This is a genomic window from Methylocystis rosea SV97, assembly GCF_000372845.1.
GTDB classification, from domain to species: domain Bacteria; phylum Pseudomonadota; class Alphaproteobacteria; order Rhizobiales; family Beijerinckiaceae; genus Methylocystis; species Methylocystis rosea.
In genome coordinates this window covers 1,823,080-1,845,983 of record NZ_KB889963.1, presented here as the reverse complement: position 1 = coordinate 1,845,983, position 22,904 = coordinate 1,823,080, and the positions used below count along the sequence as shown (strand labels likewise).

Genomic DNA, 22,904 nt, shown 5'->3' with positions numbered 1-22,904 from the left:
GCTAGAACTCCACTCTGATCTGCCCAGTCGCGGTGAAGGGATTAGCGGGAATGGCATTCAGCGGTGGAACATTGTAGTTGAAGAAATCGTCCACACCGGTGAAATACTGCGCGTTATTGATGTTCTTGAGATTGAGTTGCGCCGTGAGCTTATAGCCTTCGACCAGCGTCGCGTAGCTCGCGAAGGCGTCGAGTCGCGCCCATCCCGGCAGCACAAAGGTATTTTGGATATCGCCCCACGCCCGCGTCGAGGCCGTTACGCCGCCGCCGACACGCAATCCGAGGCCGTTGTCGCCAAAAGAGTAGGTCAGAAAGATTTTGCCCGAATGGCGCGGCACATTATCGAGGTGGTTGCCGAGAAGGCCGCCACCTTCTCCGAAGATCGTGGCATCGAAAAAGCCAAAAGGGTTCAATCGATTCACCGGATTGTCGGCGATAACCTTCGCGTCGATAAATGCGTAGTTGCCCACGATGGTCATGCGTTCGGTAACGCGGCCGATTACGTCAACCTCGATTCCGCGGCTGCGCTGCAATCCGGCAAGCTTCTGCGCGATCGGGGCCAATGACGCGAAATCCCGTGTCGGCACCCCGGATTTGGTGATTTGGAAGACGGCGAGCGTGGCGCTCAGGCCCGGCAGAGGCTCGGCCTTCAGACCGACTTCCCATTGCAGGCCGCGCTGCGGCCCCAAAGGCTGTCTGTCGGCGGTAAAGCCGTTGTTCTGGCCGAAGGATCTTGAGTAGCTGCCGTAAACGCTGACCTGGGGAAGGACATCGTAGACGACGCCAGCGCGCGGACTCCAACCCCTGTCGATGGCCGTCGGCGACCTAAGTCGACTGGCGATCGCCAAGTCCTTGCTCGCATCGTAAACGCCGCCGCCGTTCTCAAAGCTCGAAGATGTTCCTATCGTTAGGTCCGCTACGTCGTATCGCACGCCTGCGAGCACATGCAGACGATCAAACCATGTGACATAATCCTGGACATAAAGCCCTTTTTGTCTGGCGAGAACAGACGAATGAAATTTGCCTCCCGATCCAATTTGTGAATCGAAATAGGCAAAGGACGGGACCGTTCCATAGATCGGGGAAAAAATGTCTATGGGATACAGGGCGGCGCCGTTGGCGAAGTAGTAGTCGTAATAGGTGTTCAGATAATCGAGCCCCATCAGAAATGTGTGTTTGCCGCCGAGCGCCTCAAACTTTCCTTCTAGGTCAATATTCGTGGAGAATGTCTGGGCGGAGGCGAACTGGTATTGCCCGATGCGTTGCAGCGTGCGCCCATCCGCGTCGACGCACATCGGCGTCACGCAGAGCGGCGTGATATTGGGCTTATCGAAAATGGGGGCGGCGGCGTAAAGAAAGCGGTTGGTGACCTTCCAATCCTCATTGAGATTCTGACGGAGTTTATAACTGATTAGATAGTTCTCGAAGCGGTCGCGCGGATCATTAGCCTCCTGGAACGAGCGGCTCAACGGGACTGGCGCGGGTCTCGGCCCGATTGTCGGGATCCCGACGTCGCTTTGCGCCTTCAGACCTGAATACTGTGCTTCTAAGGTGAATTCGGTCCAGGCGCTTGGACGGTAGCTTACCACCGGCGCGACGAGCACGCGCTCGCCACCTCCCGAAAATCCGCGAAATGAGCCATTGTTCTGATAGGCGCCCGAGAAGCGATAGGCGAGCCCTGGAACTTCAGCGACAGGAGCGGTGAAATCCCACTGCGTGCGATACCAGTTGAACGATCCGAACTGTTGATCGACAACGTAGCGGGCCCGATCGAGCGGCTGCTTGGTCACCAGATTGATCAATCCTCCGGGCTCGGCGCGTCCGTAAAGTATCGACGCCGGCCCCTTGAGCACCTCAATGCGCTCCAGATTGGCGGTGTCGAGCATGCCGGGGTTGACATTGCCGAAGGACAGATTGTTGCGATAGATATTGAGGCTCTGAAAGCCGCGAATCTTGAAGTTGTAACCTTCCACCTCATTGTTGTTGGACCGCACGCCCGGCACGTTCTCTAGCGCTTCCTGGACCGTTGTATTGTTTTGGTCGATCATCACTTGCTTGGGGACCACATTTACCGACACAGGAGTTTCCCTGATTGGGATGTCGGTCTTAGTGGCGGTAATGGCGTCGTTTACGACATAGCCTTCAGCGGGCGTCTTCGGCTCGCTCGGAAAATTGGACGGACCCGAATCGGATGTTGCGGGCTCTCCCGTTGGTGGTCCCGACACGTGAGTCGATGGCGGGCGCTGCCGCCCTCCGATGCTGATCGTAGGCAAGGCTTGCTGAGCGCGGGCGCATTCAGAGGCGAAGGCGAGCAACAGCGCGACGGCGGAAACGCCGCGCAGGAGAACGGACGAGTTCATTGAGAAACTCCAGAGCGACGGTCACGGCGCTCGAGCAGACGAGAAGAAAAAGCAGGTTGAGCTTAGGACGCGAGTCGCGAATCAGGCCTGCCGCGGCGGGGCGCGCGAGGACCAGGCGCTCGCCCAACCGGCAAGCGCGAGTCGGCTGCGTGCGGAAGCGCGCGGCTTAGCAGGATCAGCCCCCGATCGGTTCCACGACGCTAGGCTAAACGCCGTTGCCGCGAGACCAAACGACGCGTGTCCGTCGCAACTCGCCAAGCAACAGAGCCCAGCCAAAGAGCACTTATGCGGGTAACCGTCGCTCGCTGGCGAGCGCGTGTCATCTTGCGCACAATCGACGACGGCCGCGATCGAGACTGCGGCAATCTCTGCATGAGAAGCGCTTCGCGCCCAGGACGAGGCGAAAACAATACCCTGAATCGCCATGACAAATGCGATAAGGCTGAGCAGGATCGCGCGGATGCGTCCGAGGCGCCTGCGTGCGCTCTCGTTCGTCGTTGTCGTATGGCGTGGAATTTGCCGCATCATCGCCGTGCTTCGCCTGGTGGAGAATAAATAGCCAAAGTGGGACTGATGCGCCTGACATGGGTCTGACGCGAGAAATTTTGGCGCGAATTCGAAACGCTGTGTCTTTCGGGCAACAGCCGGCCGTTCGCGGGGGTCTGTCCTGTCTTGCGAATTTAGCGACCAAATTCGATAATCGACGGCGCGAAGGGGAGCGGCGCCCACATGCGGATATTGTTGGTTGAAGACGAGCTGGATGCGGCGCGTTTGACGGCGTCGTTAGTCGCCCAAGCCGGTTTCGACGTTGATCAAGCCCGCTGTCTGAGCGCTGCGCGAGAAGCCGTCGAAGGCTCGAATTACGACCTCCTTCTGCTCGATCGTCGTCTTCCTGATGGCGATGGCCTGTCGCTCATGCCGCTCGCGCGAGAACTACGGCCAGGCATTCGTATCATGATGCTGACGGCTATGGACGACATGGCGGACAAAGTGTCGAGTTTCGATCTCGGCGCCGACGATTATGTGACGAAGCCATTCCAGGGAGAGGAGTTGGTCGCGAGAATACGGGCCTGCGTTCGGCGTCCGGGAAGCGGCGCGCCAAAGCCGATCGTCGTGGGCGCGCTATCTTTTGACCCGACGACGCGTGACGTCCGTATCTCGAACAGAATCGTCACGCTGCACCGGCGGGAATTGGTCCTGCTCGATTCTCTTCTGCGGCGCGTCAATCGTGTGGTTTCGCGCGAGACTCTTCTCGACGAGGTCTTCTCTCCACACGACGACGTTCAGGACAACACGCTCGATATGGCGGTGTCGCGCTTGCGGCGACGGCTCATCCTGTTGAACGCTGGCGTCGCCATTCACACTATTCGCGGCGTTGGCTATATGGCGACGGAGCCGTTCAATTGAGACGGCATTCGCTCGTATTGCGCATTGTCGGCTGTCTATTCGTTGCACAGATTATAGCCTTTCCGATCGCTTGGCTGGTAACGATCGGCATCGGCCTTACGGGAGTAGAATTTTTCGCCACATCGCTCGATGAGTTGTCGGCGATTCGCGCAAAAAAGCAGATCATCGCATCGTTGGCGATGAATGAAGATAAAATGCTGGAGATCAGGCCGACGCCGGACCTGCTAGAAGATCTGAAGCGCGCGCCGACTATGAAGTTCGCGGCGTTCCGAAGCCTGAGCCGTGACCCAATCGCCGGTTCCTCGCCAGAGCTCATCGCGATGCTGAAGCCTCTCATCGAGATCAGCCCGACCCATGTGCATTTCATCCTGCCTGGCGATCCAAGCGCTATTCGTGCGGGCCTTATGGAACCAGAATGGACTCCCTTCGGGCGCCTTCACATCGCCGTCTACGGACAGAAATTTCGTTGGGGCGACATTGTCGACGCCGCCATTGAGGAAACGCGCTGGTTGACAGCCTACCTGGTCATGGCAATTTTGATGTCGGCAGGCGCGGCCTGGTTCGCCGTGCGGTGGGGATTGAGGCCGCTCAGACGCGTGGCGGTACAGGCGTCACGAATCGACATGAACAGCCTGGACCAACGCCTCGATGCAAATGACGTATCGAGCGAAGTTGGACCCCTCGTCGACGCGGTAAACGACGCTTTGGCGCGGCTCGACGCCGGCGTCGCCCGACAACGGCGTTTTACGGCAAATGCGGCGCATGAACTCCGCACGCCCATTAATGTGCTCGGCGTGCGACTTGATGCGCCTGAGGAGCCGACCTTTAAGAATGATCTAAAACGCGATCATTGGCGAATACGCAACATCGTCGAGCAACTGCTAGCTTCCGCGCGGCTCGATCAACAATCGACAAAGCTTGATCACACGATCGACCTCGTCGCGTTGACGAGAACCATCATTGCGGACGCAGCTCTTCTGGCGCTGAAGGCGCGGCGCCAGATCGTTCTCGACGCGCCCAGCGCGCCTGTTCTTATAGAGGGGAATCGGCCGGCGCTTGAATCCGTCATCTCGAACGTTATCGACAATGCTCTTCGCGCCGAGCCGGAAGGCGGCACGGTACATGTTCGCGTCGCCGAGAACGCAACGCTGGAAGTGATCGATCACGGTTGCGGCGTCGAGAAGGCGGATCGCGATCTCATCTTCGAGCCATTTTGGCGGAAGAATGACTCGATCCCTGGCACGGGCTTGGGGTTGGCCATCGCCAAGGAGCTGATCGAGGCGCATAATGGTCGCATCTGGGTCGAGGCGACGCCAGGCGGCGGGGCGACGTTCAAGCTGTCATTTAACAACCCGAAGGCGGCCTGACTAACCGGCGGAGTGCAATATCTCACGGAACCGAAAATTTATTGTCGGAGTTGCGCTTTTTTTTGCCGTTCTGCTTCCTCTCCAGAGCGGTGCGCAAGATCCAATTGATCGCGTCACCGGTTTCGAGCGCGAAGCGATCCACACCGCCGCCTGGCCTGGCGGCAAAAAGGTCGCGGTCAGCTTCGCGTTCTTCGTGGAGGAGTTCGGATTCGGCCAAGGTCCGATCTTCCGCCCAGATCTTGCGTCCCGCAATCCTGACCTCGTGAACGAGGCGTTCCGTCAATATGCAAGCGACTGGGGCATTGTCCGCGTCGGCCGGCTATTTCAAGAACTTCACGTGCCGCTCACTGTAGTGGTGAACGCGGAATTTTTCGGCAGGCGCCCATCCGTATGGAAGGAGTTCCGTTCGATGCTGCCGAACGCGCCGATCGTCGCGCACGGCATGAACAACACGACCCACATGTTGCCGCTCCGGAGTGGGATCGCCGCGCAGAAGGCGTACATTCGCCGCACATTGGATCTCATCGCCGAAGCTACCGGCGTCAAGCCGACCGGCTGGTCGAGTCCGAGCGTCTACGCCAATCGCGACACGATGCGGGCGATGGCCGCCGAAGGCGTCGCCTACACGCTCGACCAGATGGATTCCGATATCATCTCACGTTTGAAGACGCCGGAAGGTTCGCTCATCCTGCTGCCCTATCCGACCGTTACAGTCGACATGGGGCAATATCTTGCGCGGATGAAGACGACCCGAGAGATCGAGGCGCTCTGGTTGGACTATGTATCGGAACTGGTCATTGAGGCTCGCGCCAACCCCGCGCGAGGCGCCACGACTGTGGTCATCGGAATTCATCCATTTGTCGTCGGCACGCCTGACGGAGCCCTGGCGCTGCGGCGCGTTCTTTTGCGCCTGAAGTCGGAGGACGCAGTATGGCTGGCTGACGTCGACGCCATTTTGCAGGCGGCTGGCCTGAGATGAGCGTAGCCCGTGGCGTTCGACTCGCCATGGCGCAATGAAGCTGGCCCCCGCCGCAAACTCAGGAACATTTCGCGCCGTGATCGCGGCTGGGGGGTCGAATTCACGGAAGATCGCTCAAGCTCTTCGCGCCGGGCCCCGGCGTGATCAGCGTCGGCCATTGGTGCGAGCCGAACGGCACTTGCGGCGGCAGCACCACATTCATCTTGCGCTTCGCGTCTTCGTCGATGATCGCTTGACGCGCGTCTCCGCCCATCAATTCAAAATCCATGAGATGGTAATCGCCGAAGAATGCGGCGCCCACCGAGCGGTCGGCGATGATGCGCGTCAGCGATTCCAGCATATCGTCGGGCGTCGTGGTGAAGGATATCGTCTCGATCAGCATCAGGCGATCATTGATGGCCTCAGGGCCGAAGAACTGCGCGAGCACGCTAAACAGGACATTGTTCTGGCGCGCGACATAGATCGTATTGCTCGCCGCATAGGTTTTGTCCCAGTCGGCGCCAAGCGTCTCTTTCCAACCGGCAATGACATCCATCCAATGAGCGACCTGGGTCTGCGCCGCCCAGGCGATATTTTTCTTCAGCAGCGGCGACTGCTTCTTGGCGAATTTTTGCAGGCCTTCCGCTGAGATCGCGTTGTTCTTCAGACACTCGTCCATGAACGCGATATTGTTCTGCAGAATGCTTCGATTGTTTGTTCGCCAGTCTTTTTGCATGCCGCTCGCGTCAAGCGTGTCGAGCGCGGATCGCATGCGGCTCCTATACGCCGCCAAGGCGCCGCGCCAAGTCGTGTCCTTGGGACTGTTCAGATAGGGAACGACGACTTCGGCCAACGCCATGGTGCTGTGGCCAACCGATTTCAACAACTGGTAGACGATCGGCGCCTGCGGCGCCTCAATCGGCGCCATGCCGGGGCGATAAAGGATAAATCGCCCGCCGGCGCCGGAAAACAGTCCGAGAATGACCGGATGCTTCGCGAGGATGTTTTTCTTGAAGATCTGCGCGGCGTCGCCATACAGCTGGAACATCGTCGTATTCAGCTGCAGCACATTTTTGTTGGCGATGTCGGCGGGGCTGGCCGTCTCGGCGCCGACAAGTCCTGTGAAGTAGCTTGGCAGCTCCGTCGCGCACGCGGGCGAAGCCGATAATCCAAAAACGACAACCGACGACAGCAGCGTGCGAAGACGGCTTGTCGCGAGCGTGGTGGGCATCATGAGACTCTCCAGTGAGATGAGGACAGCAAAGGCGCAGGGTGACCGTCACGACGATAGATGCGGGGACATCGTGCGATCGCCGCCGGAAGCCGCGCCGTTCGCTTATCCTCCGCTATTTCGGGCACACTGCCCCGGTGTTGATCCAAGCTTCGACGAGCGCCCCAGCCTCCTTCTGCGTTCCCGGCGCGGGTTGGCGACCAAATCCGGGCGACCAAGCCCAGCCTACGAGCGTGTCGCCGCCAATGTGGCGTGCAAGCGCCTCCAGCGAACGGCCGCCGTTGCGCGCCTGATCTTTGATCTGCGCGCAGATCTCACCGAGCGTTTTGCCTTCCCAGCCCATCTCTCGCGGCGCGAGACGCCATTCGTGGTGACCGGGAACGCGGCCGGGATCAAAATTGGCGTCCTGATGGCAGATCGGACAGCGCATCGCCGTGAGGCCTCGGCCATCCGGTCCCCGCTCGACCGGCGGCTGGTGACTCCGGCCCAGTTCGCCCTGATGCGGGCGATCGCCGGCGGGATGGCAATTGACGCAGCGCGGGTTGGTCAGGACTTTGCCGAGTTCGGTAAACAAAGCCGCGGAACGCGCCGCGGCGTCGCCGATGCCGGCAAAATTTTCTGGGGCTGCAAGCGTCGCCGATCGGCAGTCGGACGTCACGCATGTCATTAGCCCCACGACCGCTGCGAGAACCGCAAATTTCATCTTCGGTCCCCCTCCTGCGCCGCACTCATGCGAAACGCCGTTTCGCTACGTCAGATATCGTCCCGGATCGGCGAGAACGACGGCGCGCATAGCCTCGTGATATTTGAAGTAGCCGGTGCAGCGGCACAGATGTCCGTCAAACGCGTCCGCGATCGTTTTCTCGAGATCGGCGCGCGCCACCGGCGTCTTCGCCAGACGCTCCAGCAGAACCTGTCCCTCGTTCAAGAAGCCGGCTGTGCAATAGCCGCATTGGAATGCGAAATGGTCGATGAACGATCTTTGCAGCGTAGTGAGTTCGCCGTTCGTCGCATGGCCTTCCACGGTACGAATGGATTTCCCGTTGAAGCTCGTCGCCGGAACGATGCAGGTTGGACTGGTGTGGCTCGTCCCGTCCGGATCGTCGATGATCACTGCGCAACTGAGGCACTGCCCGGCGCCGCAGCCAAACTTGGTGCCGGTGAGCCCAAGGCTCTCGCGCAAGAAGTCATTCATGGTCAGCTCGTCGCGCACCTTCACCGGGCCATATGCGCGTCCATTGATCCTCATGCGCACAGTCGTCACGTGAGCGCTCCCTTGAGCTCTTGTTGAGTCACCGGCAAGGCGTGGAAGCGACGCCCCGTCGCGTCGAAGATCGCGTTTAACAACGCGGGAACGATGGGAATCATAACGACCTCAGCCATGCCCTTTGGCGGATCGTTCGGCAGCGGGGGCAATATTTCGATCTCGAGCGCTTGCAAAGGCAGGTCGGACCCGCGCGCGATCAGGTACTGCCCGAGATTCCATTGCCCGTTGCCGGGACCATCTTCGTAAAGCGGCAGCGATTCGAGCAGCGCGTAGCCGACGCCCATCGCGAAACCGCCCTGCGCTTGGCCAAGAACGATTTCGGGCGTCAGCGCGCGACCACATTCGAGGACAGTATATGCCCGGTCGATGCGCAAGGCGCCGGTGTCGCGTTCGATCTCGACACGAACCAGCGCGCCGCACAACGATGTGTAGGAGGTCCCGATCCGGTTGAACACGGTGGGCGGGTATTTGACGTCGGCGCGATCTAAGCGAACGAATTTTCCTGAGCCTTTTCGCACCGCCAGCGCATCAATTTCCGCCGTCCACTCTTGCCCGCCGATCGCAAAGGTCGCTTTCGACCATGACCAGCGCGAGAAGCTGTGCGCCATCGCCGCTGTCACGCCTTTACGCGCATGGGCTCTTGCGGCGATTTCCGATAGCGGCAAGGCTCTCAGCGCCGGCATCACCAGCCGCCCCTGCTCCCAACGCGCCGCGTCCCAATTCGCGGCTCTCGGATCGGTTGGCGCGAGTCCCCACAGTTCGAGCGCCGCGGGCCACAAGCCGAACCGATATATGACGCGGGCGGCTTCGGACGCCGAATGAGTCCCGACGTGCGCGCCAATCGAGGAACTGGTTGGCGAACTTATCGCCGGAACCCAGCGCGGATCGCGTTGCGCGGCGTCCTGCGTCGCCTGGTCCATCGTGTAAGGGTCGCCGGAGGTGACGAGCCCGAGCGCGGCGAAACGGTCGACTTCCGCGACGGCGACTTCGTCGGCCACGGCGCCGAGATGGGCCGCGACTCGGTTCGCAAGCGCCGTCCCTATGCCGTTCCCCATCTCGACGTGATCGCAGCGGATCGAGATCCGACCCTTTGGGTCGACCTCAACTGACGACAAAGAAGTGTCGGCGCCACTGCCGTAATCCTTGGTGACGCAAGCCACGCCCGTGCCGACAACACTCCCTGGGCGCCGCCCACGCGCTTTCTCTTCGGCGCGCTGTCGCCAGATCGCATGCTTCTCGAGTCTGTCGAGGATCTCGGGCGTGCGAACCACGACGTCATACGTGTTCCCCGCCATCGTCCGACCGCCGGTCTTCAGCGCGTTGCGTCGGCGAAATTCGATCGGATCAATCGCCAGCGTCGACGCCGCCTCGTCAATCAACACTTCCAGCGCCGTCATCGTCTGCAGCGTGCCATAGCCGCGCATCGACCCGGCCGTCACGCCGCGTGAATGCAGCGCGACTGTGGTGACGTCGACTTTTGGAACATCGTAGATGCCTATCGCGGCATTGGCGGAAACCGCCGCCACGCTCGCCGAATAATTGGCGAGGCCGCCGCCATTCAGCACATGGTCAGCGGCGAAGGCGGAAATTTTGCCTGTCGCTCGATCGACGCCGATGCGTGTGCGCATCTTGAACGCATGCCGCTTAATTCCCCCCTGGAACTGCTGATAACGATCTTGGGAGAGCCGCACGGGGCGACCGGGAAGGAACATCGCCGCCAGCGCAACGTAAAGCGGGAATGGCGTGTGGTCGCGTCCCCCAAATCCGCCGCCCATATAAGCGAAGTGCGCGTTGATATGCGCCGGCTTGAAGTTGGCGCGGGCGTTGCCCAGCAGAGTTGCGACGGAGGTTGCGGCGTCGTACGGCGACTGCACGCCGAGAACGAGTTCGAGGTTTTTGCGCTCAGCATCATACCAGGCGAGACCGCATTCGGGCTCGAGAAACATTGGATCAACGGATTGGGTCTCGAATTCGCGGTCGAGAACGAGAAGATTTGGAGTGTCGGCCTCAAGTTCGGCGCGGATCTCTTCGCCGTAGCTTGCCGCATTGGCGTAGGCTGCCCCTGTCGGCACGGGGAGCCGCGCCCATATTGGGCCGCCCCCGTCTTGAAAGAACCCTGGACTGACCCAGCCATCCTTGACTGGCGAGTACACGTCGGGCGCGTCAGGCGTCGCGCCGGCGACGCGCGTGAATCGAAACGCGCCGTAGTCGCGCTCGACGACGGGACCCGTTTCGGCGCCGAATTTCAGAAGCGTTTCGTTGCGTAAGGCAAGCCGCCGCGCCTGATCGAAATTGTCGAAGCTTTCATAGATCAACAGAGCCGCCGGCTGACCGAGATACAAGGGCGTCTTGCCAACCGGGCAGAACAGGTCGCCTGAATAGAATTTAGGAACGCGAGCGCCGATGCGCGCGAGATCAGCTGCGGTAATTATCACGGAGGGTTTCAAAGCGCCGCTCATGCGCGCGAGATCGACGCCCTCGTAGATATGCGTGGCGTTCGCCGTCCGGATGAGCATGGCGTGCGCGGTATGCGTCGGCCATCCCGGGAGATCCGCGGCGCGGAAATCGGACGCGTACAGCTTCGCCCCTGTGACTTTGGCGACTCCATCAATCCGGCCTGCGCCCGTGGCGGCCGGATTCCAGCGCTGTCTTCCGGGCAGCGTCTCGCGTGCGGCGAATTCAGGTTCATTCGCTAGGGCAAGACGCGACAGGCTGAGCGCAATGCCGCTCGCGGTGACCAATTTGGCGAACTCGCGTCGAGAAGCCTTCACGCTCCGACCTCTTGGTTCCACCTCGGCGACCGCCAACGGCGATGCTTTCATTCGCACGGGCATAGATCGCCAGCAAGCTCGGCTCTCCGCGCCTTGGCGTTCCGCTGATCCCCCCGAGATCAATCCGACCCAATTGACTCAGTCGCCGTAAGCGCTTCGCGCGAGGGGTTGGCATCGACTGCGACAGCGTTATCGCGGTCGTCGATCACAGCGAAGGGATCGCGCCTGCGACGAAGTGCCGGCCGACGAGCCTCGCGCCCGCTACGCTGCGGCGCGCAGTTGCGCGACCCGCACCGGCACGGGCGGATGCGAGAAATAGAAGGTGGCGTAGAGGGGGTCGGGCGTCAGCGTTGCGAGGTTGTCGCGCGTCAGCCGGGTCAAAGCCGAGATCATCGGCTCCTTGCCGACGATATCGCGGGCGAAGGCGTCGGCTTCGAACTCCGCGCGGCGTGACCGCCACGCGAGCAAGGGCGACAGGACATGCGAGATCGGTTCTCGTGCAAGCAGCAGCGCGACAAGCACCACGCCGGAGTCATTCGGCAGTCCGAACCAGCCGGCGAAGACATCCGAGCCGAAGGCCCACCACAGCACCGCGAAACCAACGAAGGCGATCGCGGCCGCCAGCGCCAGCATCTGCCGCACATGGCCGAATTTGAAATGGCCGAGTTCATGAGCGAGAATCGACTCGATCTCGTCCGGCGAATGTTTCTCGAGCAGCGTGTCGAAAAAGACGATGCGCTTGGCCTTGCCGAAGCCGCTGAAATAAGCGTTGCCATGCGTGGAGCGCGTCGAAGCGTCCATCACATAGAGGCCGTTCGACTCAAAGCCGCATCTGGCGAGCAGCGCCTCCATGCGCCGCTTCATGGCGCCGTCCTCAAGCGGCGAAAATTTATTGAAGAGCGGCGCGATGACGGTCGGATAGATGACTGTCATCGCAATCGCGATGGCGATGAAGACGACATAGGCGATGAGCCACCATGTGTTGGGGGCGGCGCCCAGAAGCCAGAACATGCCGAAGAGCAAGGGCGTCGAAATGGCGAGTTCCAGCGCGCCGGACTTTGCTTGGTCGACGAGAAACTTTTGCGGCGTCAGCCGATTGAATCCGAACCTGTCTTCGAGCCAGAAGGCGCGCGCTGCGGCGAAGGGCATGTCGATCAAACTGCCGATCACGCCGAAGACGAGAACGAACAGAACGCTGCGAACGAGGCCCGGTTCGACGAAGGCGGCGATCGCCGCATAAAGCGGCGCGAGCCCCAGCGCCAACCACGCGATAGACATCGCGGCGTCGAAAATCGTTTCGGCGACGGAAAATTTTGTTTTTGCGATCGTGTATTCGGCGGCGCGGCGATGATCGTCGAGCGTGACTTCTTGCGCGAAATCCGGCGGCACCTGATCGCGATGGGCCTCTACCGTCGCGGTCTGCCGCATGCGCAGATACACGCCAAGTCCAGCGGAGGCGGCGATCGCCAGACAAATCACGACGCCCATTGCGCTCATTCTTCTCTCCCGCAAACTTTCATGCGGCAATATAGGAAAGCGCGCCCGGCTTTGCGAGAGCGCCGCCTTATGTCGCGCCAAGCTGGGCCGCTGCGCGCGCGCTCGTCGCTAAAGCTGATCTCGCCTTTCATGCAGACGAGAACCGTTGCAGTGAAACGAAAGCCTGGACACCGGTATGTCGATCCGTCTGCGATACGACGGCTGCAGGGGGCGATCCGGCATGAAGAACGCTGGTCGATTCTGCTCGATGTCTATAATTTGGCGATGACGCCTGCGACTCTCCTTAAGGTTGAGAACGCCCAGCGGAGGCGCGAAACGGAGTTCGCCATTGAGACTGTCGTTCGCCATCGCGACGATCGCCGCCCTTCAAGGAGCGGCCGGCGTGTCTCTCGCCGCCGCCGCGGCCCATGCCGACGCGAGTCCTTTTCTCGCCACGGCAAGCCAATTTCTCATGATCCACGCCGCCGCCGGCGTCGGCCTCGCGGCGCTTATCCGCACGACGCCGCGAGCAAAGGCGAAATGGCTCGCCGCTATCGCGCTGGCGCTCCAGGCGGGGGTCACGCTGTTCGCGGGCGACCTTGCCGCCCGGGTCTTTTTATCGGGAAGGCTGTTTCCTTTCGCCGCGCCGACCGGCGGCGGGCTGACGATCCTGAGCTGGTGCGCTCTGGCCGTCTGGGCGGCGTTCGCCATGTTCGCAGCAAATTCGCTGCAAAAGCCGCCCGAAAGCTAGACAACTGCGGCATTCCGCCCCACCATTTATTCATGTCGGTTTCCAGCTCCGGCCTTTCGTCTTCGGCCGCTCCGAGAGATGACTCCCAGCGCACGAGCGATCCTTTGCTCGGGCGACGGCTGCTGATTGTCGAAGACGATCCCTATATCGCGCTGGCGCTGGAAGAGACGCTCGCGGAATTCGGCTTAGTTATCGCGGGGATGGCGCGCAGCGTCGACGAAGCGGTGCGGTTGTCCCGCGAGGATGGAGTCGATCTGGCTTTGCTCGACGTCAATATCGGCCACGAAAGGATTGATCCGGTCGCCGACGCGCTCGCCGCCCGCGGCTGCCCCTTCATTTTCACGACGGGATGCGGGCGCGCAGGACTGCCCGAGGCGCATCTTGAGCACGCCATGGTCGAAAAACCATTCTACGTCGAGGAGATCCTGACCGCGCTCCGCAGCGAACTGTCGCGCGCCGAAGCGCGCTAGGCTCGGCCATTCGCCACTATATCGCCGCCCTTGGCCGCGACAAGCGACGTCCGAAGACTCGCTTCAGGAGCACGGCTGCTGCCCTCCGCCATAACCGACAAGCCTTCCGCATCGCTGAAAGCGCGCCGCCCTTCAGGCGCTGCGCTTCGGCTATTGGCGACGTCCTTGGCGGCGGGGGCAACCCTGGCGGCGATCGCCGCCGTTGTTGCGCCGTGGCTGTTCTCGCCCGGCGCTCTCATGGACGCCGTCGCCGACCAGCTCCAAGGCTCTTCGGGGCTTTATGTCGCCGCGCGCGGCCGAACGAGCTTCTCGCTCTTTCCGCGTCCGAGCATTGCCGTCCAAGGCGTCGCTTTCGCCGACCGGAATGGCGCGCTGCTCATCGAGTCGAGCGAGCTTCGCGGCGACGTCGACGTTCTGCCGCTGATCGCGGGGCGCCTCAAAGTCGCCTCGGTGAAGCTCGTCCGGCCGCGCGCCCGCATCGATCTGGACAAAAAGCCGGCCGGCGTGGCCGGCGTAGCCGCCCGAGCGGCCGCCGCAAAGCCGGCGACGCTGGAAGCTGCGGCGGCCGATAATGTGCGGTTTGGGGTGGTGTCGATCGTCGACGGCGACGCTCGGATCACCTACCGCGGCCGCGTCTACGCGCTGGAGCGAATCAACGCGAATTTTGAATGGCGCCGCATCGGCGAGGCGGCGGCGCTGACGGGCGCGTTCGATTTGAACGGCGAACGGCTCGAGGCGATCTTCTGGGTCGCGCGTCCAGGAGCGCTGTTGCGTGGAGAACCGTCCGTCGTGACGGGCCGGCTTGACGGCGAGAGCCTTCGGGTTGAAGCGCAAGGCGTGGGACAACTCGGCGCCAACGCCCGCTTCGAGGGGCGCGCGGCGGCCAGCGCGCCTTCGGTGCAACAGGCGCTGCAGCTCTTTGGCGTCGCCGCTCCCCTGCCCGGCCCCTTCACTGACGCGCAATTCTCCGCGCAAGCGACGCTCGCGCCCGGAGAGGCGCACTTCAAGGGCGCACGTCTATTTGTCGACGGAAACGAATTTCGCGGCGATATCGACCTTCAGAAGGAGGATGGCCGCCCGACGCTGACGGCGGCCATCCAAAGCGAGTTCCTCTCCCTGCGGCCGTTTCTCGCCGACGCGCCGCCGCTTGTCGCCGCGAACGGACAGTGGAGCAAGCAGCCGTTCGATCTCCCGGACCTCTCCGGCGCCGACGTCGATCTGCATCTCGCCGTCGGCCATGCCAGACTTGGCCGGCTGAAAGTCGAAGACGCCGCCATCGAAGTCACGTTGCGCGACGGCGCCGCCGAGTTCGCGATAACGCAGGCGCACGCCTATCGCGGCGGGCTCAAGTTTCGGGCTTCCATCGCGCCGTCGCCCGACGGGCTGGCGCTGCGCGCCAATGCGCAAATGACGGCGGTCGAAGCGGGCCCGCTGCTCTGGGACGCTTATGGTAAACCAGTTCTGGCGGGCTCGCTTAACGCGACTCTCGCGGTCGACGGCGTCGGCGACCGAATGGCGACGCTGATGCAAAACCTGAACGGGCGCGCCAGCGTCGCTCTGGTCGACGGGGAGATCTCCGGCGTCGATCTTGAGAAAGCGCTCCGCCGACTGGAGACGCGGCCCCTATCGAGCGCGTTTGACATCCGCTCGGGCCGTTCGACGCTCGACGCCGCAAGCGCCGCCGTAAAGATAGAGAACGGCGTCGCGGACATCTCCGAGGGCGTCGCGCGCGGACCCGGCTTTACGCTTGCCTTCGGCGGCTCGGCGCGCCTCCCGGAGCGCCACCTCGCAGTTAAAGCCATCGCGCGCGAAGCCGACAGCGGCGGACAAACCGCCGACTCTGCGCCGGGCATCGCGCTCGAACTCGCCGGCCCCTGGGACGAATTGGCGTTGGGGCTGGACGCGCAAGCCTTCATCCGTCGCTCCGACGCGGCCGCTCCGCTGCTGCCGCGACTGGACCCGCCGCCCCCTAAGGAACCCGCGGGGCGATGACCCGGGAAGGTTAGACGTCCTCCAGCTGCGTCTCGTGCAGCAGCCTCGTCAGTTCGTCGGGGATATCGAGATAGCGGAAGCGGCGAAGCTCAAAACCAACCTCAACGACGCCCCATGGCGGCGCATAAGTCCGCCAGGGCGAAACTTCGCCGAGAATGACGACGTGACCGCCATCTATGCCGCGGGCGATCCGCGCAACCGTGTAAATAACGCCACGGGCCAAGCCCTCGCAACGGCCATAGGGGCCCGCAGTCGCGTCTACGCAAACTACCTCGGCGCCGGGAGGCGTTTCAGGACTAATCATTTGGCGACCTCGTTCTGCGGCGCGATGAACGCGCGCTCCTAAAATTAATTATGGAGCGCGCGCCGGCCGACGAAAGAGCCGACGCGCCGCATAGCGATCACCAGACTTTCAAAAAGCCTAAAAAGCCTCGCTTCAGCTTCTTGCGGTCGAGTGCGCTGAGTTCGTCGTAGACGCGGCGCGCCGACGCCCGCAATTCCAGAAGCCTGTCATCCGAGACGTCGAAATCAAGAACGGCGGATTTCAACTCGCGGCGCGCCTGGTCCAGCCGCGCCTGCGCATCCGCAATCAACGCATTCAGCATCGTTACCCTCTTCGATGTGATGTCGCCCCAACTATACCGCAACTGCGAAGAAACCGAACCCAAATGCAGCGCGTATTGACCGCGCGGCCTGCTTCTTCTGCGCTATCGTTAAGTGCGCGCCTTGAAATTATGGCGCCAAATTCTCGCGTGAGAAAGGCGAGGCCTCGGAGGGAATCGAACCCCCGTACAAGGATTTGCAGTCCTCTGCGTAGCCACTCCGCCACGAGGCCTTAGCACGGCGTGCGCCGCGTGCGACCGCTCATACAGGAGGGCGTGATGGCGAGCAAGCCAGCTCGCGCGTCCGCGCATCAGTAGGGACGGCCGTCCTTGTGCGTCATGATCCAGTGGCCGTCCGGGCCGAGCGCCGCAGCGAGGTCGTCGTCGGGATAGGTCGCCGCGTCGCCCGCCGACCGGTCGCCAATTTCCAGATAGACGACGTCGCGCTCGGTTCTGTTGACGAGGCAGTGGGCTGCGCCCTGCGCGGGGAAGCCCGCGCACATGCCGGCGCGCAGGAGTATCTCCTCGTCGTCGCGCAGGAGCGTCGGCTCTCCCTCGAGGATAAAGACGAATTCGTCCTGCCGGCTGTGGCGATGCTTCAGCGCCGACTGCGCGCCGCGGGCAAGCGTCGTGAGATTGACGCCAAAATTGGTCAGGCCAAAAAAGTCGCCAAGCGACCGTTTCTCGCGGCCACGAACCCGCGCCGCGAACGGCTCGGGATAGCTCGAGCGCTTGGCCCGAGGGGCGACATCCACCGCCTTGACTGCGGCCGACAGGGACCTGCTCGGCTTTTCCATGGCGCAGCTTTCCTTCCGGCCCCTGGACTAGTCAATTTGACAGGGGGCGCCCATTTTGACCATCTTCCGCCGCTCGCCAAGCCGGCGCACCTCCTGGAATTATCACGAAATGAATGTCGTCATCGTCGAATCAGCGGCCAAAGCGCAGACGATCAACAAATATTTAGGCAAGAATTTCAATGTGTTGGCATGCTACGGCCATGTTCGCGACCTTCCCGCCAAAGACGGATCGGTCGACCCCGACCAGGATTTTCTCATGGTCTGGGAGATGGACGCCAAGGGCGCAAAGCGCGTCGCCGCCATCGCCGAGGCGGTGAAGGGCGCCGACAAAGTCATCCTCGCAACCGACCCGGACCGTGAGGGAGAGGCCATCTCCTGGCACTTGCTGGATATTTTGAACAAGAAGCGCGTGCTCAAGGATAAGAAGATCGAGCGCGTCGTCTTCAACGCGGTCACCAAGTCGGCGATCCAAGAGGCGATGGCGCATCCGCGCGAAATCGATCAGGCGCTGGTCGACGCCTATCTCGCGCGCCGCGCGCTCGACTATCTCGTGGGCTTCACCCTGTCGCCGGTGCTGTGGCGCAAACTCCCCGGCGCCCGTTCGGCCGGCCGCGTGCAGTCCGTCGCGCTTCGCCTCGTCTGCGACCGCGAACTCGAGATCGAGAAATTCGTCGCCCGCGAATATTGGTCGCTCGTCGCCCATCTGAAGACCAAGGCGGGCGAACCCTTCACGGCGCGGCTGGTCGGCGCCGACGGCAGGAAGATTTCGCGGCTCGACATCGGCGCGGGTCAGGAGGCCGAGGACTTCAAGAAGGCGCTGGAGACCGCCGCCTTCGTGGTGCGCTCGGTCGAAGCGAAGCCGGTGAAGCGCCACCCTTACGCGCCCTTCACGACCTCCACCCTGCAGCAGGAGGCCTCGCGAAAGCTCGGCCTCGCGCCGGCGATCACCATGCGCATCGCCCAAAGACTCTATGAAGGCGTCGACATTGGCGGCGAGACGGCGGGTCTCATTACTTATATGCGAACCGACGGCGTCGACATGGCGCCCGAGGCGGTCGCCAGCGTGCGCGGCGTGATCGGACGGGAATATGGCGAGCGTTTCGTTCCCAAGGTTCCGCGCAAATATACGACGAAGGCCAAGAACGCGCAGGAAGCCCACGAGGCCATCCGCCCGACCGACCCGGCGCGATTGCCCAAGGAAGTGGCCAAATATCTCGAACCCGAGCAGGCCAAGCTCTATGAGCTGATCTGGACGCGCACCATCGCCAGCCAGATGGAGTCGGCCGAGATGGAGCGAACCACCGTCGACATTGACGCCAAAGCCGGCGCCCGCGCGCTCGAGCTGCGCGCGACGGGTCAGGTCGTTCGTTTCCCGGGCTTCCTTGAGCTCTATCAGGAAGGCCGCGACGACGGAGAGGACGAAGACGGCGGTCGCCTGCCGGCGATGGCCCAGGGCGAGCCCTGCGCGCGCGAAAAAATCGACGCCACCCAGCATTTCACTGAGCCGCCGCCGCGCTTCACGGAAGCGACGCTTGTCAAGCGCATGGAGGAACTCGGCATCGGGCGCCCTTCGACCTACGCCTCGACGCTCGCCGTGCTGCGCGACCGCGACTATGTGCGGATCGATAAGAAGCGCCTCGTGCCCGAGGACAAGGGACGCCTCGTCGTCGCCTTCCTCGAAAGCTTCTTCTCCCGCTACGTCGAATTCGACTTCACCGCGGATCTCGAAGAAAAGCTCGATCTCGTCTCCAACAATGAGATCGACTGGAAGCAGGTGCTGCGCGACTTCTGGAAAGATTTCTCGGCGGCCGTCGACGGCACCAAGGATCTGCGCGTCAGCGAGGTGCTCGACAGCCTCAACGAGCTGCTGGGCCCGCATGTCTTCCCCTCAAAGGAGGACGGAAGCGATCCGCGCCTCTGCCCCGCCTGCAACAGCGGTCAGCTCTCGCTCAAGATCGGCAAGTTCGGCGCCTTCGTCGGCTGCTCCAACTATCCCGAGTGCCGCTACACGCGAACCCTGTCGCCGCCGACGGGCGACGCCGCCGACGCGGCGAGGCCGGGCGTGAAGGTCCTGGGCGTCAATCCCGAGACGGGCGCGGAGGTCACGCTGCGAGATGGCCGCTTCGGCGCCTATGTGCAGGAAGGCGAGCAGGAGGAAGGCGGCGAAAAGCCCAAACGCGCGTCGCTCCCCAAGAGCATCAGGCCTGACGATCTGACGCTGATGCAGGCCATCGCCCTGCTCGCGCTGCCGCGCGAAGTCGCGAAACATCCGACGAGCGGCGATCCGATCGTCGCCGGCATCGGGCGCTTCGGGCCCTATGTCCAGCATGGCAAGACCTACGCCAATATCGGCCGCGACGACGACGTGCTGAGCATCGGCGCCAACCGCGCCATCGATCTCATCGTGCAAAAGGAGTCGGGCGGCGGGGGCTCCCGTTTCTCGCGCGGTCCGGCGGAGCCGGCGCGCGTGCTGGGCGATCACCCCCAGGGCGGATCGGTGACCGTCAAGGCAGGCCGTTTTGGTCCTTATGTGAACTGGGGCAAGATCAATGCGACGATCCCACGCGCCATCGATCAGGCGTCGCTGACGCTGGAACAGGCGCTCGAGCTTCTCGCCGAGAAGGCCGCCGGCGGCGGCGCGACGGGCGGCGGGGGACGCTTGCTGGGCGAGCATCCCGAGGGCGGCAAGGTCACGGTGCGCCCCGGCCGCTTCGGCGCTTACGTCAACTGGGGCAAAATCAACGCGACGCTGGCCAAGGGCGCCTCGGCCGACGACGTGACGCTCGAAGAGGCCCTGCAATTGATCGAAGCCAAGGGCGGCGCGCCGAAGAAATCGGCGAAAAAAGCGCCGGCCAAGAAAGCGGCCGGTAAGAAGGCGCCGACCAACGCCAAGAAGAAAATCGAAGACAGCGACGAGGCGCCTTTTGATGAATCGCAGCCCGTGAAGGTCGCGCCGACGGTCGCAAAGAAAGCTGCAGCCAAGAAGGCGCCCGCCAAAAAGCTGGCGACGAAAAAAGCCGCGGCGAAGTAGAGGAACGCGCTCTCGAATTTCGCCGATCTTTAAGCAGCGTTTCAACTTTGCCGCCGGCGTCCTATATGTGTGATGCCGAGTCCGGTTGAAGTGCACGCCCGCCGCGTCGACGGCGATTTTATTGCCTCTTTTGAGCGAGCCCTTGGCGAAAGACGACACAGCAAAACACACGCCCTCTCGCGAAGACATCTTGGCCTTCATCACCCGCGAAACCGAGGCGGGCGGCCCGCGCAAGATCGGCGTGCGTGAAATCGCCCGCGCCTTCGGCGCTGCCGGCGACGACCGCATCGCCATCAAGCGCCTGCTCGCCGAGATGGCGGATGAAGGCCTCCTGGAAAAGCGCGGCAAGCGCGTGAACCGCAAGGGGACGCTGCCGCCGGTGGCGCTCGTCGACATCATCGCGCGCGACCGCGACGGCGAGATGGTCGCCGCGCCGGTCGAATGGGACGAGGACGAACTGGGGCCGGCGCCACGCATCCGCATCCACGCGCCGCGCCGGGCCCGGCCGGGCGAGCCCCTGCCCGGCGTCGGCGACCGCGCGCTGGTGCGCGCCGAGCCCGACCGCGACGCCGGACCGGACGAGCCGCCCTATGTCGGACGCGTCGTCAAACTCCTGTCGCGCCAGCGGCAGCGTGTGCTCGGCGTGCTGCATATCGAAGCGAATGGCGCCGGCCGCATCGAGCCGATCGACAAGAAGCAGGCCGGACGCGAACTCGCCGTCGCCGCCGCCGACATCGGCGCAGGCAAGCACGGCGACCTCGTCTCGATCGATCTCGTCGGCAAGACTCGCTTCGGCGCGCCGCGCGCCCGCGTGCGCGAAACGCTCGGCTCGGTGACGGGCGAAAGGGCGGTCAGCCTCATCGCTCTGCGCGCGCATGACATTCCGGATGTGTTTCGCGCCGAGGCGACAACGGAGGCCGAGCGCGCGCAGCCCGCGTCTCTGCACGGCCGCGAAGACTGGCGCGATCTGCCGCTTGTCACCATCGATCCGCCGGACGCCAAGGACCACGACGACGCGGTTCACGCCGCGCCCGACAGTGCGCCGGACAATGACGGCGGCTTCGTCCTGACGGTCGCGATCGCCGACGTGGCGCATTACGTGACGCCGCGCTCGGCGCTCGACCGCGACGCCTTGGAGCGCGGCAATTCGGTCTATTTCCCCGACCGCGTCGTGCCAATGCTGCCCGAGCGCATCTCCAACGACCTGTGCTCATTGCGGCCCAATGAAGATCGGCCGGCGCTCGCCGTGCGCATGCGCGTCACCAGCAAGGGCAGGAAGATCGACCATAGCTTTCATCGCGTGATGATGCGCTCGCACGCCAAGCTCGCCTATGCGCAGGCGCAGGACGCGATCGAGGGGCGCACGGATGAAACCACGAAGCCGCTGCTCACCCCGGTGCTGCGGACGCTTTACGCCGCGCATGAAGCGCTGCAGCACGCACGCAGTCTACGCGCGCCGCTCGATCTCGATCTGCCCGAGCGCAAGATCCTTTTGAAGAAAGACGGCTCCTTCGACCGCGTCATCATTCCGCCGCGGCTCGAAGCGCATCGGCTGATCGAAGAATTCATGATTCTGGCGAATGTCGCGGCGGCCGAAACCTTGGAGCAGCATCGCCAACAGCTGATCTATCGCGCGCATGACGAACCTTCGCGCGAAAAGGTCTCGGCGCTCTCGGAATTTCTCGCGACGATCGGCGTCAAGCTCGCCAAGGGCCAAGCGCTGCGCCCCGCGCATTTCAATGTGATTCTGGGTCGCGTGAAGGGCCTGGAGCACGAGAACATCGTCAACGAGATCATTCTGCGCACGCAGGCGCAGGCTGAATATACGCATGAGAATTACGGGCACTTCGGCCTCAATCTGCGCCGCTACGCGCATTTCACCTCGCCGATTCGCCGCTACGCCGATCTGATCGTGCATCGCGCGCTGATTCGTGCGTTGAAATTCGGCGAAGGCGCCTTGCCGGAAATGCCGGTTGGCGAACTTGCGGAGATCGCCGCCCGCATCTCGGCCGCCGAGCGGCGCGCCATGGCGGCGGAGCGCGAGACCGTCGATCGGCTCATCGCGCATCATCTCGCCGACCAGATCGGCGCGCGTTTTCAGGCGCGCATTTCCGGCGTCACGAGATCCGGTCTGTTCGTGCGCCTCGCCGAGACAGGGGCCGATGGATTCGTGCCGGCGGCGACGCTGGGCCGTGAATATTACGCCTATGACGAGGCCGCCCATGCGCTCACCTCGCGCTCCGGCGTCAGCTACCGGCTGGCGGATATTATAGAAGTGAAGCTGATCGAGGCGGCGCCGATCGCCGGCGCCTTGCGCTTCGAAGTCGTGAGCGGCGGCGAACGCCGCGCGCCGCCGCGGGCGAGCGCCAAACCAAAGGATCGCCGGCCGTCAGCGCGTGCGAAGAAGAATCGGTAGGCCCCGCGC

At 62.9% G+C, this 22,904-nt stretch carries 17 protein-coding genes and 1 tRNA gene; 8 read left to right on the top strand and 10 right to left on the bottom strand.

Translation table 11 applies throughout. The features are described from left to right. Position 1: 1 nt before the first annotated feature. Positions 2-2,314, bottom strand: coding sequence for a TonB-dependent siderophore receptor (locus tag A3OO_RS0109600; RefSeq protein ID WP_245257143.1), 2,313 nt, complete (start codon positions 2,312-2,314; stop codon positions 2-4). A 774-nt stretch (positions 2,315-3,088) separates the two neighbouring features. On the opposite strand from A3OO_RS0109600, the gene A3OO_RS0109595 reads away from it, so the two are divergent. From A3OO_RS0109595 to A3OO_RS0109585, 3 genes are all read left to right on the top strand, one after another. Then, a complete protein-coding gene (locus A3OO_RS0109595; protein WP_018407627.1) occupies positions 3,089-3,766 on the top strand; it encodes a response regulator transcription factor in 678 nt (225 codons plus the stop codon). Further along, positions 3,763-5,133 carry a sensor histidine kinase gene (locus A3OO_RS0109590; protein WP_018407626.1) on the top strand — a complete coding sequence of 457 codons (1,371 nt, stop codon included), beginning with the start codon at positions 3,763-3,765 and terminating at the stop codon, positions 5,131-5,133. Before A3OO_RS0109595 ends, A3OO_RS0109590 begins: the two co-directional genes overlap by 4 nt. Before the next feature lie 193 nt (positions 5,134-5,326). Then, positions 5,327-6,112, top strand: a complete 786-nt coding sequence (locus A3OO_RS0109585; RefSeq protein ID WP_245257142.1) for a polysaccharide deacetylase family protein — start codon at positions 5,327-5,329, stop codon at positions 6,110-6,112. 100 nt (positions 6,113-6,212) lie between these two features. On the opposite strand, the gene A3OO_RS0109580 is transcribed toward A3OO_RS0109585, so the two are convergent. The 5 genes from A3OO_RS0109580 to A3OO_RS0109560 form a co-directional block, all read right to left on the bottom strand. Next, positions 6,213-7,325, bottom strand: coding sequence for a hypothetical protein (locus tag A3OO_RS0109580; protein WP_018407623.1), 1,113 nt, complete (start codon positions 7,323-7,325; stop codon positions 6,213-6,215). A gap of 112 nt (positions 7,326-7,437) precedes the next feature. Next, complete coding sequence (locus tag A3OO_RS0109575) at positions 7,438-8,025, bottom strand: hypothetical protein (RefSeq protein WP_018407622.1); 588 nt, start codon at positions 8,023-8,025, stop codon at positions 7,438-7,440. Positions 8,026-8,070: 45 nt separating this feature from the next. After that, entirely contained in the window at positions 8,071-8,571 is a 501-nt protein-coding gene (locus tag A3OO_RS0109570) for a (2Fe-2S)-binding protein (protein WP_018407621.1), read from the bottom strand. A gap of 11 nt (positions 8,572-8,582) precedes the next feature. Beyond that, complete coding sequence (locus A3OO_RS0109565; protein ID WP_083909803.1) at positions 8,583-11,411, bottom strand: xanthine dehydrogenase family protein molybdopterin-binding subunit; 2,829 nt, start codon at positions 11,409-11,411, stop codon at positions 8,583-8,585. Between the two features lie 210 nt (positions 11,412-11,621). Further along, positions 11,622-12,857 (bottom strand): M48 family metallopeptidase, encoded by a 1,236-nt coding sequence (locus A3OO_RS0109560; protein ID WP_026222847.1) that lies wholly within the window; start codon positions 12,855-12,857, stop codon positions 11,622-11,624. A 328-nt stretch (positions 12,858-13,185) separates the two neighbouring features. Between A3OO_RS0109560 and A3OO_RS0109555 the strand changes: the two genes are divergently transcribed. The 3 genes from A3OO_RS0109555 (at position 13,186) to A3OO_RS0109545 (ending at position 16,049) form a co-directional block, all read left to right on the top strand. Then, positions 13,186-13,587 (top strand): DUF423 domain-containing protein, encoded by a 402-nt coding sequence (locus tag A3OO_RS0109555; RefSeq protein WP_018407618.1) that lies wholly within the window; start codon positions 13,186-13,188, stop codon positions 13,585-13,587. Between the two features lie 104 nt (positions 13,588-13,691). Next, complete coding sequence (locus tag A3OO_RS0109550) at positions 13,692-14,057, top strand: response regulator (protein ID WP_018407617.1); 366 nt, start codon at positions 13,692-13,694, stop codon at positions 14,055-14,057. 165 nt (positions 14,058-14,222) lie between these two features. Continuing rightward, entirely contained in the window at positions 14,223-16,049 is a 1,827-nt protein-coding gene (locus A3OO_RS0109545) for an AsmA family protein (protein WP_026222845.1), read from the top strand. A 10-nt stretch (positions 16,050-16,059) separates the two neighbouring features. Here the strand turns inward: A3OO_RS0109545 and A3OO_RS0109540 are convergent, their stop codons facing one another. The 4 genes from A3OO_RS0109540 to A3OO_RS0109525 form a co-directional block, all read right to left on the bottom strand. Beyond that, positions 16,060-16,353, bottom strand: coding sequence for a hypothetical protein (locus tag A3OO_RS0109540; protein WP_026222844.1), 294 nt, complete (start codon positions 16,351-16,353; stop codon positions 16,060-16,062). A 97-nt stretch (positions 16,354-16,450) separates the two neighbouring features. Beyond that, the gene (locus tag A3OO_RS0109535; RefSeq protein WP_018407613.1) at positions 16,451-16,654 is read right to left on the bottom strand and encodes a hypothetical protein; all 204 of its coding nucleotides are present in this window, start codon (positions 16,652-16,654) and stop codon (positions 16,451-16,453) included. Positions 16,655-16,813: 159 nt separating this feature from the next. Further along, positions 16,814-16,884, bottom strand: a tRNA-Cys gene (locus A3OO_RS0109530). 78 nt (positions 16,885-16,962) lie between these two features. After that, positions 16,963-17,448, bottom strand: coding sequence for a cupin domain-containing protein (locus A3OO_RS0109525; protein WP_018407612.1), 486 nt, complete (start codon positions 17,446-17,448; stop codon positions 16,963-16,965). Between the two features lie 109 nt (positions 17,449-17,557). Here A3OO_RS0109525 and topA point away from each other — a divergent pair, with 109 nt between their 5' ends. Both topA and rnr read left to right on the top strand, forming a co-directional pair. Next, positions 17,558-20,479 (top strand): type I DNA topoisomerase, encoded by a 2,922-nt coding sequence (gene topA, locus A3OO_RS0109520; RefSeq protein WP_026222843.1) that lies wholly within the window; start codon positions 17,558-17,560, stop codon positions 20,477-20,479. Positions 20,480-20,621: 142 nt separating this feature from the next. After that, the gene (rnr, locus tag A3OO_RS0109515) at positions 20,622-22,895 is read left to right on the top strand and encodes a ribonuclease R (RefSeq protein WP_156824786.1); all 2,274 of its coding nucleotides are present in this window, start codon (positions 20,622-20,624) and stop codon (positions 22,893-22,895) included. The last annotated feature ends 9 nt before the right edge of the window (positions 22,896-22,904 follow it).